The sequence below is a fragment of the Flavobacterium rivuli WB 3.3-2 = DSM 21788 genome (assembly GCF_000378485.1).
GTDB classification, from domain to species: Bacteria; Bacteroidota; Bacteroidia; order Flavobacteriales; family Flavobacteriaceae; genus Flavobacterium; species Flavobacterium rivuli.
This window is the reverse complement of the sequence record NZ_KB899968.1, coordinates 210,813-223,572: the sequence shown is the minus strand read 5'-3', so window position 1 is coordinate 223,572 and position 12,760 is coordinate 210,813. Positions and strand designations below refer to the sequence as shown.

Below are 12,760 nucleotides of genomic sequence, written 5' to 3'. Positions count from 1 at the left end.
TAATCTATATTTTTACCTCAATATCAGCCCAGGCAAATTTTCGTTAAGCCACTTAGCCTTATTAATTATCATTATGTGCTTACCTCCTTTTACTGGTATGTAATCTTTTAAATATCTGGGCGGGAAAACCTCATCGGCGTCGCCATGAATATGTATTACATCTGCTGCGGGCTCTGCCCTGTCCCATAGTATTATCGACTTTAACGCCCAGTCGAGGTATTTCTTATCCCGCACCGATAAAAATTTATCGTACAGTTCAAGCCTTTTTGCGATTACGCTATTGCCCTTATACATTTTAGCAAACAACGGCACACTGTTTACCAGCCGCGTAGGGAAAAGCCAGTAGGCATGCGTTATTTTTGCAAACCGCATACGCCTCGGAAATTCGGCATTGCACCGCACGCTCGATATTATTATAACCTTGCGCGCCGCTATAACCTTTGCCAGCTCCTGTACAATAACCCCGCCAAAAGATACTCCTATAAGTACGGGGTTCTCATGTTTTATGTTTTCGGCTAAGCGTTTGGCATAATTTGCAAGCGGTTCGTTAGGTACGGGGATTATCCACTCCAGGTAAAAGCACTCAAACTGTTCAGCAGGCAGCACTATATTTTCAAAAATGGTTGGGCTGGCAGCCAGCCCGGGCATAAAATATACCGGTATCTTGTGCATGTAGTGTGATTTAACGTACAAATAAGTGTACTCTGAACTTTTATTCCGAAATTTGTATAAAATTAAAGTTTTTGTGCCAACCTTACCGACATAAAAATTTTAATTTATCAATAAAATTATGAGAACACGACTATTCCTAAAAAGCGAACGCGGCACCGCTAACCACGGCTGGCTGCAGGCTAACTTCTCCTTTTCGTTTGGTAATTATTACAACCCTGATAGTGTGCAGTTTGGTATGCTTCGCGTACTTAACGATGATACTATAGATGCAGGCAGGGGATTTGGCGACCACCCACACGACAATATGGAAATTATTACCATACCGCTTGAGGGTGGCCTTACCCATCGCGACAGCCTGGGCAACGAGGCTACCGTTAGCTTTGGCGAAGTACAGGTTATGAGTGCCGGCACCGGTGTGCAGCATTCTGAAATGAATGCCAGCAAAAATGACCGTGCCAAGACATTGCAAATATGGATTTTTCCTGAACGCCAAAACGTAGAACCCCGTTATGACCAAAAGGGTTTTGACCTGGAAAGTAACCGCAACACACTTGTAAATGTGGTGTCACCGCAAGATAAAAATGATGGCAATGCTTTATGGATACACCAGCAGGCTTTCCTGTATTTGGGCGTTTATGATGCAGGGCAGGCCATAGAATATGATCTTAAAATACCCGGAAACGGAGTTTATATATTTTTGATAGAGGGGGAACTGGAAATAGACGGGCAGGTTATTAATGAACGCGATGCCTTTGGCGCCGTAGACTTTGATATACTGCCTATAAGTACCAGGACACCTGCTAAAATTCTTATTATCGAAGTACCAATGCAATTTAACGAGTAGCTATGGAAATTAAAGACAACGAATTCTCGAGGCAGTTTGAAACCACTGTAAATGGCAAAATGGCATCTATAGAATATTCTGTACAGGAGCGCAAGCTGTTCCTTACACGGATAAACGTACCGGAAGGTGTAGACGAAGACCCTTTTGTGAGCGACTTTATAAAGGACATTTTAGAGATTGCCGAAGATCGCCGTTTTCGTGTTGTGCCCACACACCCAAAGGTAGCAGCCTTTTTTAGGAAAAACCCTAAGTATAAAGATTTACTGCCACCGGGCATAAGGTTATAGAATCACTCAAATTAACTATAAATTACAAGACACAAATTTCACTTATTGACACTAATGAATTAGTGAGAATTTGTGAAATTTGTGTCAAAAACATAATAATAGACAAAACAGAATGCAAAGTTTAAAAGGAAAAAATGCGCTTATTACGGGTGCCGGTAAAGGCATAGGCAAAGCTGTGGCACTGGCCCTTGCTGCCGAAGGCACTAATGTTATACTACTTGCCCGCACCACTACCGACCTTGAAACCGTTGCTGCCGAAGCACAGGCTTTTGGTGTGCAAACCCTTATTGTTACGGCAGATATTGCCGATATAAATTCGGTTAACGGGGCTGTAACCAAAGCCCTGGCGCAATTTAAAACCATAGATATTTTAATTAACAATGCCGGCGTGGGTAAATTTGGCAAATTCCTCGACCTTTCCCCTACCGAGTTTGAAGACATCATAAAAATCAACCTTTTTGGCACGTTCTACGCTACCCGCGCTGTCTTGCCGGGAATGATAGAAGCGCAAAGCGGTGATATTATTAACATATCTTCTACAGCAGGATTGCGTGGTGCAGCAGCAACAAGCGCTTACAGTGCGTCTAAGTTTGCCGTGATGGGCTTAACCGAATCGCTTATGCAGGAGGTGCGCAAGCATAACATTCGCGTTACGGCACTTACACCAAGCACCGTTGCTACAGATATGGCTAAAGACCTTAACCTTACCGATGGTAACCCCGATAAAGTGATGCAGCCGGAAGATGTTGCCGAACTTATTGTGGCGCAGCTAAAACTAAATAAAAGGGTATTTATAAAAGACAGCGGTATCTGGAGTACTAATCCGTAAACGGTATGAAAAATGTTGTATGCCCGCTTTGCGGCGCTTCATCAAATAACTTTTATACACAAGGGCAAAGGGAGTTTTTACAATGCTCCCTTTGCCTTTCGGTTTTTACGCACCCTAAAGATTATTTGACTCCCGAAGCCGAACAGGCGCATTACCTGTGTCATAACAATGACCCTGATGACATAAGGTATCAAAACTTTGTGAGCCCTGTTACTAATGCTATCCTTGCCGATTTTCAACGGCAGCATAAAGGACTGGACTTTGGCTCCGGTACCGGCTCCCCTATTTTAAAAGTCCTTACAGATAATGGATATGACATTAGGGAGTTCGACCTCTATTTTCATAACGACCTACAGGCATTACAGCAAAAGTATGATTACATAGCGTGCAGCGAAACGGCTGAACATTTTAAAGATCCACATACCGAGTTTGCACAACTGTGCAGCCTCTTAAAACCCAATGGCAAGCTGTATGTAATGACCGACAGGTTTGACCCTGATCGCGACTTTAGTACCTGGTTTTATAAAACCGACCCTACCCATGTTTTTTTATACCATGCAAAGGCCTTTGAATATATACGGCAGGAATTTGGTTTTAAAACACTTACAATACAGGGCAGGATGGTAATTTTGGGATTGTAACTTTTTTCTGTTCTTTGATATTAGATTGTCTACAACGGAAAACTTTATTGACTTTTAATATAAAAATATTACATTCGCCACAAAAACCAACAAACCACTCTTCATGAAAAAAATTATCTTTTCAATTGCAACATTATTTGCTATTGCACTTACCGCACACTCACAGGAAATTAAATATGGTGTGAAAGCCGGCCTTAATATAGCCGACTTTGGTGGAGATTCCGAAAATACGAATGTAAGGGCCGGATTTAATGCAGGCGTATTAGCCGAGATCAAATTCGGAAATTTTGCTGTGCAGCCGGAAATTGTTTATTCGCAGCAGGGAACTAAGATTGATTATAATATATATTCCGGAAGTGTACTAAGCGAGCACTTTGAATACACCTCTAAACTTAGCTATATTAATGTGCCTATTGCCTTAAAATATTATATTATTGAAGGATTAAGCATTCAGGCTGGGCCACAAATAGGCTTTTTAGTAAGTGCTAAACTTAAAGGTAAAACTACAGAAGGCGGAAGGGAAGTATCTGCTGAAGTTGATGCAAAAGATTTATATGAAAAAATAGACTTTGCTGTCTTTGGTGGTATAGGCTACGATTTGCCGATAGGCGTTTTCTTTCAGGCAAGATACAATGCAGGACTGTCAGACATTGGTAAAGATTCTGAAGGATCGGGCAAAATAACTAACAATGTATTCTCCTTTTCGGTAGGATATAAGTTCTAAAAACCAAAGGAGGCTGTCTAATAAGGCAGCCTCTTCTTTTATATTTCAATACTGCTAGTTACGCCAGTAAAGCTTCGAAAGCATTTGATATTCCGTTATTGATAAGGGTAACATCCGTAAATTCAGCCTTAACAAGTCCGTTTTCATCAATAGTAAGCAATTTTACTTCCTGCAGGGTATTGATAAGTTCAGGGTTCCACGGCATTTTTATTTTTACATAATTCTCTGTAAAACCGGTAATATAACCTTCCCTGTTGTCCCCCTCAAACAAAACCGTTCTGGTCGAACCAAGTTGGCCTTCGTAAAAAGCACGTCGCTTTTTAACCGACAGGCCACGAAGCATTTTGCTACGTTTATTACGAACATTTATTGGCACAACGCCACCCATAGTCGCAGCAGCGGTATTGTCGCGCTCACTATAGGTAAACACATGCAGGTACGAAATATCCATTTCGCTAAGGAAATTGTAGGTTTCAAGGAAATGCTCATCAGTTTCTCCCGGAAATCCCACAATAACATCTACCCCTATGCAGGCATGCGGCATTACTTCGCGAATTTTATTAACACGCTCTGTGTATATTTCACGCAGGTAACGCCTGCGCATTAATTTTAAAATATCGTTGCTGCCACTTTGCAGCGGAATATGAAAATGCGGCACAAAAGTACGGCTCTTAGAAACAAACTCTATAGTCTCATTTTTAAGCAGGTTAGGCTCTATAGAAGAGATGCGTAAACGCTCAATCCCTTCTACCTTATCAAGCTCCTGAACCAGCTCATAGAACGTATGCTCATGCTTTTTATTACCAAATTCGCCTTTACCATAGTCGCCTATGTTTACGCCGGTAAGTACAATTTCGCGTATGTTTTGCGATGATATCTCCCTGGCATTATCCAGTACGTTTTGCAATGTATCGCTACGCGAAATACCTCTTGCCAGAGGAATGGTACAATAGGTACATTTGTAATCGCAGCCATCCTGAACCTTTAAAAAAGCACGGGTACGGTCGCCTATAGAATAGCTGCCCACATAAAAATCAGCCTCCGATATTTCGCACGAGTGTACCTCGCCCATATCGTTCTTGCTAAGGTCGTTTATATAGTCGGTAATTTTAAATTTTTCGGTAGCACCCAGAACAAGGTCTACACCGTCTACGGCGGCAAGCTCTTCGGGTTTTAACTGGGCGTAGCAGCCCACAGCCGCCACAAAAGCTTTATCGTTATGCTTTAATGCTTTGCGTACAATCTGTTTAAACTGCTTATCGGCATTCTCTGTAACAGAACAGGTATTAATAACATAGATATCTGCAACTTCTTCAAAATCAACCCGGTCGAAACCCTCTTCCTGAAAATTGCGCGCAATGGTAGAGGTCTCCGAAAAATTCAGTTTACATCCCAAAGTATAAAAAGCGACTTTTTTTCTTGCTTCCATAATCATTAACCTAAAGCCTTATAAATAAGCCTGCAAAGTTACAAACAAAAATCCATTTAAAAAATGCTGTTTTTTGGTGGATGAAGACTTCCTTTCTTCACGCATTGTCTTTGCGAGGAACAAAGCAATCTTTTATTCAGAAGATTTCCGGCGTTGGGGGCTGGCTCCGTCTTGAGAGGGTTTAGAATTATTCCTTTGATAAATTATATATTTAATCTAAACACACCCCCAACCCCTCTCAAGAGGGGAGCAGCTTCACTCGAATGTCTCACTCAGTTAAATTAGTTGTCGCTAATCCGTGAAAATCCGCGATTGCGAAGCATCCGCGTCATCCGCGTTCCATCATTTAGCGAAAGCTTCCGTTTCTAAATTCGCATCCCTGTTTTCCAGCACCGATGCTTCTTTATTTAAATACTCATCTACATTACGGGCACACTCACGGCCTTCGCTAATGGCCCATACCACAAGGCTCTGGCCGCGGCGCATATCGCCGCACGCAAATATTTTGTGGTAGCTTGTGCGGTAGTTCTTCTCATCGGCAAGGATATTGCCGCGGGCATCGGTAGCAATGTCATAACGGTTTACAAGCAACTGCTCCGGCTGCGAAAAGCCAATGGCTATAAGCGCCATATCGCACGGAATGATCCTTTCTGACCCTTCTTTTTCGCGGGAGCTTACTGCCCTGCCGTTAGGGCCAAATTCCCATTCCAAATCTGCCACTCTTAAAGCTACAAGTTTACCATTGCCATCGCCAATAAATTCTTTACTTACAGTAGCAAACAATCGCTCTGCACCTTCTTCCTGAGATGATGATACACGATGTATCTGCGGGTACTGCGGCCACGGCGTATACATAGGCCTCGCGGTTCCCGGTTGCTGCATAAGCGCCAGTTGCGTTATCGACTTTGCTCCCTGCCTTACGCTTGTACCTATACAGTCAGATCCTGTATCGCCGCTGCCTATAATAACCACATCTTTACCCTCAGCGGTAATTTCTTCACTAATAATATTGCTTTCAATGTCAGCAAAAGCTAATGGATCGGCGCCCATAACGCGCTTGTTTTGCTGCTTTAAGAATTCCATTGCATAATGAATGCCTTTAAGCTCACGTCCGGGTATCGCCAACTCGCGCGGAACCATACTGCCCCCCGCCATAACCACGGCATCAAACTCCTGCAGTATGTCAGACAGGAATATGTTTACCCCCACATGCGCATGGTATGTAAAGATAATACCGCTTTGCTCCATTACCTTAACGCGTCTGTCTATCACGCTTTTTTCCAACTTAAAATCCGGGATGCCGTAACGCAGTAACCCACCGGCGGCATCGTCTTTCTCAAAAATGGTAACCCAGTGCCCTGCGGCGTTCAGCTGGTCGGCGGCGGCCATACCTGCGGGCCCACTGCCCACAATAGCCACTTTTTTGCCACTACGGCCTTCGGGTAAAAAGGGTTTTACCAGCCCTTTTTCAAAAGCTATTTCTATAATATGTTTCTCAATCGCCTCTATCGCAACGGCAGGGCGGTTTATATTCAGCACGCAAGCCGACTCGCAGGGTGCCGGGCAAATCCTTCCTGTAAACTCAGGGAAGTTATTGGTCGATGCCAAAATCTCATACGCTTCTTCCCATTGCTTGTTATACACTGCATCGTTAAATTCGGGTATAACATTACCCAGCGGGCAGCCGCTATGGCAAAACGGAACCCCGCAATCCATACATCTTGATGCCTGCTGGTTAAGTTTCTCGGGCGTATATGCAGCAGTAAATTCGCTGTAATGTTTTATTCGTGAAGCAATAGGCTCTGTAGCCGGATACTCACGTTCGTATTCTTTAAATCCTGTTATTTTATCCTGCTTCATGATCAGTTCTTTATGCTTGCTTTTCTTTTTACCAAACCTCCATTTTCATCATTAAGGTCTGATTCATAGAAGTAAATTGAGTTGCCTTCTTTAAAAACCCTTTTTTGTAATTCGTCCTCACTAACACTTTCGCATCCGGTAGGAATCAAAAACGTAGCTACAATTTTCTGCCAGTTGCCCTTTATGTAAGAATAGGTTGCCATAGAATAAACACAGCCGTTACCCGGAGCCTGGAATACCGAAATATCATCTGCCCCATCGTTATTAAGGTCGCCTTCGTTAATAAAAATAATATCGCAACAACCGGCATTAATAGATTTTAGTTTATTCGAAAACTGAATTTCATATTCAGCCGGTGTTCCGTCTTCAACGGGGTTACCAACACCCTCTTTGATTTTAACAGCAATAGCAAAATCTTTTTTACCATCATTATCAAAGTCGCCTTCTATTTTTTCGCCTATCGTTATTTTATTTTTTTCCAACTCTTTAGGTTTGGAAGCTTCAACCGCAGGTATATCTGTGATTTTTTCTTCTTTTGATGATTGTTGACAGGAAATAAGCACAATCGCTATTGCCAACATATATAATCGGTTCATAAACATCTTGTTATTTTGTCCTGCTTCATTAGTTGCGATATGAATGATTTCTATTCTATATTTACCACATAGGTACATAGATTTTAAAGTTATATTACCATTAATCAAAGAATACATAATTTGAAGCTCTGCTTGCTAAGCCTATGTAGAAAATTAATTTCTATCTAACCTTCAATCCAATATGTAACCTATGTATCTACGTGGTAAAATCAATTCCCCACCTTATCTGCCTCCTGTTGTTTTTGCAAAGCTTTTTTATAATCCTTAGGGAACACCTTTACAAAGTTATCTAACTGGTTATCAAAATCCTTCAGTATAAAATTAGCTGTGGCACTGCCTGTATATTCCAGATGCTTTTGCAGCATAGCAAAAAGTTCTTCGCGGTCGGCGTTGTTACATTTTTCAAGGTCAATCATTTCGGGGTTGCAGCGTTCGGCAAAATCTTTATATACATCATATACAAAGGCAATACCACCACTCATACCCGCGCCAAAGTTGCGGCCTATCTTACCCAGAACCACTACCCTGCCACCGGTCATGTACTCGCAACCGTGGTCGCCTATGCCTTCTACTACTACAGTAGCCCCCGAGTTTCGCACCGCAAAACGCTCTCCGGCACGGCCATAAATATATGCCTCGCCACTGGTAGCACCATACAGCACTACGTTACCCACAACGCTGTTGGCTTCGGGTTTAAAGCCTGCATTAGGCGGCGGACAAATAATCAGTTTAGCTCCGCTAAGCCCTTTGCCAAAGTAGTCGTTGGCATCGCCCTCCACCCTCATGGTTAAACCTTTAGCCCCAAAAGCCCCAAAGCTTTGACCCGCTGCCCCATAAAACTGGAAGTTCAGAGTATCTTCGGGCAAGCCTGTGCTCTTATATGCTTTAGATATTTCATTGCTTAATAATGTTCCGGTAGCCCTGTCGGTATTGCGAATTCTAAATTCAGCTGATATTTTTACGCCTTTTAGCAAGGCAGGCTGCGCTTTTTCGAGCAGTTGCCAGTCCAATATTCCGTCGAGCCCATGATCCTGCTTTTCGGTACAGTACATGCTTATGTTATCCGGATTTGGCTCTTTATATAACAGTCGGGATAAATCTATTTTTTTATGTTTCCAATACTCAATATCGTCGCGCTGTTTCAGGTTATCGCTCTGGCCTATCATTTCATCAACCGTCCTGAAACCCAGTTCGGCCATTATTTCGCGCAACTCTTCGGTAATAAATTTAAACAGGTTAACCACATGGTCTACCTCCCCGGTAAAGCGGCTGCGCAGTTCTTTATCCTGCGTGGCAACGCCCACGGGGCAGGTATTAAGGTGGCATTTGCGCATTAGCACACAACCTTCTACCACAAGTGCGGCGGTGGCTATCCCCCATTCTTCGGCACCCAATAAAGCTGCAATGGCAATATCGCGGCCTGTCCTCATTTGGCCGTCGGCCTGAACAACCACGCGGCTGCGTAGTTTATTTTTAACGAGCGTCTGGTGGGTTTCGGCGAGGCCAAGTTCCCATGGCAGGCCCGCATGTTTTATGGAGCTTAGTGGCGATGCTCCAGTACCGCCATCAAAACCGGATACCATAACTACATCGGCCTTAGCCTTTGTAACCCCCGAAGCAATTGTGCCCACACCTGCTTTACTCACGAGTTTCACACTTATACGTGCCTCACGGTTAGCATTTTTAAGGTCGAATATCAGCTGTGCTAAATCTTCTATAGAATAAATATCATGGTGCGGCGGCGGCGAAATCAATCCAACCCCCGGCGTAGCATGGCGTGTGCGGCCTATCCATTCATCCACTTTTTCGCCGGGCAGCTGCCCGCCCTCTCCGGGTTTGGCACCCTGCGCCATTTTTATCTGTAGTTCGGTAGCCTCGGTAAGGTAGCGGCTGGTTACGCCAAAACGTCCGCTCGCCACCTGTTTAATCGCACTGCGCATACTGCTGCCATCTTCGGCAATTTCGTAGCGGGCTTCGTCTTCGCCGCCTTCGCCGGTATTGCTCTTGGCACCCAGTTTATTCATGGCTAATGCCAATGTAGTGTGCGCCTCCCACGAAATAGAGCCAAAACTCATGGCACCCGTAGCAAAGCGTTTGTATATATTCTCTGCCGGCTCGACCTCATCAATAGCGATCGACTTTTGCTTTTTATCAAAGGTTAACAGGCTGCGTAAGGTGCACGCCTTATCGCCCTGGTCGAAAATTAGTTTAGAATATTTTTTAAATAATGCATAATCATCTGTACGTGTAGATAGTTGAAGCAAGTGAATGGTTTGCGGGTTAAAGAGGTGAAACTCGCCTTTACGTTTCCATTGCAGTTCGCCACCTACAGGCAGCCTGTCGGCCGGTATTTGTTTGTTGCTGTAGGCAAAACGATGTTTAATTAAGGCTTCTTCGGCAATATCGTCAAGGCCAAGCCCTTCTATATTAGATGTTGCCCCTGTAAAATATTGGTTTACCACATCACGACCCAACCCCAGTATCTCAAATATCTGTGCACCCTGGTACGACTGGAATGTAGAGATCCCCATTTTAGAGAATACTTTAAGTAAGCCATTATTCATTGCCACGATATAATTTTCACGCAGCGTTTCAAACGGCACTTCAGTATCGCAAAGCCCTTCGGCAACGCGGTCGCGAATGGTGGCAAATGCCATGTAAGGGTTTATGGCTGTGGCACCAAAGGCAATTAGGCAGGCTACATGCTGCACCTCCCATACATCGCCGGCTTCTACAATAATTCCCACTTCGCCCCTTATACCTTTGCGTATAAGATGGTGGTGCACCGCCGAAGCCGATAGCAGCGATGGTATTGGTGCATGCCTCGAATCGATAGCCCTGTCCTGAAGGATGAGCATACGGTAGCCATCTTCAACCGCATCTACTGCGTAGCGGCAAATGCGGTCGAGTGCTTTTTTAAGCGCATCGGGGCTGCCATCTGCCCTAAAGTAACATTGTATGGTCTTGCTCTGAAAAGTACCTGTATCTATACTGCGAATCTTTTCGAGGTAATGATTGTCTAATATGGGGTGGCGCAATACAATGCAGTGCGCCGCCATAGGGTCTTCTTCTAATATATTGCCGCTTGTACCCGCAAAACTTGCCAGCGACATTACCAGTTTTTCGCGTATAGGGTCTATGGGCGGATTGGTAACCTGCGCAAACAACTGCTTAAAGTAGCTGCTAAGATGTTGCGGCTCTTTACTTAAAACGGCAAGCGGGGTATCTGTACCCATAGAGCCCACCGGTTCTTTTGCCGTGAGTGCCATAGGCATAATTATATCTTCTATAGCCTCTGTAGTATATCCAAATGCCTTTTGATACCTGAATACCTGATGGTGTGCCAGCGGCGTGAACATAATACGCGGTTCCGGCACTTTGCTCATGGTTATCTTATATTTCTCCAACCATTCGGCATACGGTTGTTGCGAACACAGCTCTTTTTTAAGCTGGTCGTTAAAAAGTATCTCCCCTTTTTCAAGATCAATAGCCAGCATCTTGCCCGGGCGTAATCTTCCTTTTTTAACCACTTCTGATGCGTGTAAACCTAATACGCCCGTTTCTGATGCTAATATCATTCGCCCATCGGCGGTAATACTGTAACGAATTGGCCTAAGCCCATTACGGTCGAGTGTAGCGCCCAACATTTTTCCGTCGCTAAAACAAATTGCGGCAGGGCCATCCCACGGCTCCATAAGGCAGGAGTGGTATTCGTAAAAAGCCTTTTGCATAGGGTCAAGCGCTTCGTTGCCATCCCAGGCTTCGGGCACGAGCATCATTAATACGTGTGGCAGCGACCGGCCCGAAAGCATAAGCATCTCTACCATATTATCAAGGCTCGCAGAATCCGACTGCTTGCCGGGAACTAATGGTAATAGCATATCAAACTCCTCCCGGGTAAAGTGCGGTGAGGCAAAACGCTGTTCGTTAGTGCGCAGCCAGTTAAGGTTGCCCTGTAAGGTATTTATCTCGCCATTGTGCGCAATGTACCTAAACGGCTGTGCCAGTGCCCACGACGGAAATGTATTAGTAGCAAATCGCGAATGCACTAAGGCATAAGCACTTGTAAGGCGTTTATTTTGCAAATCAGGAAAATAAGTGCGTACCTGGCTGCTGGTTAGCTGGCCTTTATATATTATAGTCTGCGACGATAGCGAGGCAATGTAAAAACCCGTTTCGTTTTTGCGTATGGTACTGTTTATAGTATGCGATGCATAGTTGCGCAGCACAAAAAGCTTGCGTTCAAATTCTATATCTGTTGCCAGGCCTTCGGGGCGTTTTATGAATACCTGCTCAATTTCCGGCTCCACGCTCAGGGCAGTATCACCTATGTTACTACGATCTACCGGCACCTTTCGGTAACCTAAAATATCAAGATTTAGCTGCTCTGCGGCGCTGGCAAAAATTTCTTTACACTCTTCATTAAAATATTCTCCTTTCGGGAAAAACATCATGCCTACACCGTACTGGCCTGCTTCGGGCAGCTTAATACCTATCTTAATGCACTCGCCTACTAAAAATTCATGCGGCACCTGAAACGATATTCCCGCGCCATCGCCCGTATTGTCTTCGCAGCCACAGGCACCCCGGTGTTCTAAATTTTCGAGTATAGTTAACGCATCAGATATGTGCTGATGTGACTTTCTTGCTTTTATACTGGCTACAAACCCTATACCACAGGCATCGTGCTCATGGTCCGGATTGTAAAGCCCCTTTTGTTCGTTCTCCATTAAATTTGCCATTGCTTCATTATTTAGGCCAAATACAATATCTTTATGCCGTTTACAGCTATAAAGGTCTTAGTAAAAAGCGGGCGGTTAAATTATGAAAATTTTATATATAAAATGTTAAAATTTAAATCAACTTACAACCAAAACA

At 43.9% G+C, this 12,760-nt stretch carries 10 protein-coding genes; 5 read left to right on the top strand and 5 right to left on the bottom strand.

Annotated features, from left to right (window positions below):
• Positions 1–12: 12 nt before the first annotated feature.
• On the bottom strand, positions 13–672 hold the full coding sequence (locus F565_RS0107755; protein WP_020212644.1) for an alpha/beta fold hydrolase: 660 nt from the start codon (positions 670–672) through the stop codon (positions 13–15).
• A 118-nt stretch (positions 673–790) separates the two neighbouring features.
• Here F565_RS0107755 and F565_RS0107750 point away from each other — a divergent pair, with 118 nt between their 5' ends.
• From F565_RS0107750 to F565_RS0107730, 5 genes are all read left to right on the top strand, one after another.
• On the top strand, positions 791–1,516 hold the full coding sequence (locus tag F565_RS0107750; protein WP_020212643.1) for a pirin family protein: 726 nt from the start codon (positions 791–793) through the stop codon (positions 1,514–1,516).
• A gap of 2 nt (positions 1,517–1,518) precedes the next feature.
• Positions 1,519–1,803 carry a GNAT family N-acetyltransferase gene (locus F565_RS0107745; protein WP_020212642.1) on the top strand — a complete coding sequence of 95 codons (285 nt, stop codon included), beginning with the start codon at positions 1,519–1,521 and terminating at the stop codon, positions 1,801–1,803.
• Positions 1,804–1,915: 112 nt separating this feature from the next.
• Positions 1,916–2,632 carry a 3-ketoacyl-ACP reductase gene (locus tag F565_RS0107740; RefSeq protein WP_020212641.1) on the top strand — a complete coding sequence of 239 codons (717 nt, stop codon included), beginning with the start codon at positions 1,916–1,918 and terminating at the stop codon, positions 2,630–2,632.
• 5 nt (positions 2,633–2,637) lie between these two features.
• On the top strand, positions 2,638–3,273 hold the full coding sequence (locus F565_RS0107735; protein ID WP_020212640.1) for a class I SAM-dependent methyltransferase: 636 nt from the start codon (positions 2,638–2,640) through the stop codon (positions 3,271–3,273).
• 103 nt (positions 3,274–3,376) lie between these two features.
• Positions 3,377–3,997 (top strand): porin family protein, encoded by a 621-nt coding sequence (locus tag F565_RS0107730; RefSeq protein WP_020212639.1) that lies wholly within the window; start codon positions 3,377–3,379, stop codon positions 3,995–3,997.
• Positions 3,998–4,055: 58 nt separating this feature from the next.
• On the opposite strand, the gene mtaB is transcribed toward F565_RS0107730, so the two are convergent.
• The 4 genes from mtaB to gltB all read right to left on the bottom strand — a co-directional run bounded on the left by mtaB (position 4,056) and on the right by gltB (position 12,624).
• The gene (gene mtaB, locus F565_RS21325) at positions 4,056–5,426 is read right to left on the bottom strand and encodes a tRNA (N(6)-L-threonylcarbamoyladenosine(37)-C(2))-methylthiotransferase MtaB (RefSeq protein WP_051087083.1); all 1,371 of its coding nucleotides are present in this window, start codon (positions 5,424–5,426) and stop codon (positions 4,056–4,058) included.
• A 342-nt stretch (positions 5,427–5,768) separates the two neighbouring features.
• On the bottom strand, positions 5,769–7,286 hold the full coding sequence (locus tag F565_RS0107720; RefSeq protein ID WP_020212637.1) for a glutamate synthase subunit beta: 1,518 nt from the start codon (positions 7,284–7,286) through the stop codon (positions 5,769–5,771).
• Positions 7,287–7,288: 2 nt separating this feature from the next.
• On the bottom strand, positions 7,289–7,882 hold the full coding sequence (locus F565_RS0107715) for a hypothetical protein (protein ID WP_154652561.1): 594 nt from the start codon (positions 7,880–7,882) through the stop codon (positions 7,289–7,291).
• Between the two features lie 209 nt (positions 7,883–8,091).
• Entirely contained in the window at positions 8,092–12,624 is a 4,533-nt protein-coding gene (gltB, locus tag F565_RS0107710) for a glutamate synthase large subunit (RefSeq protein WP_020212635.1), read from the bottom strand.
• Positions 12,625–12,760 lie beyond the last annotated feature (136 nt).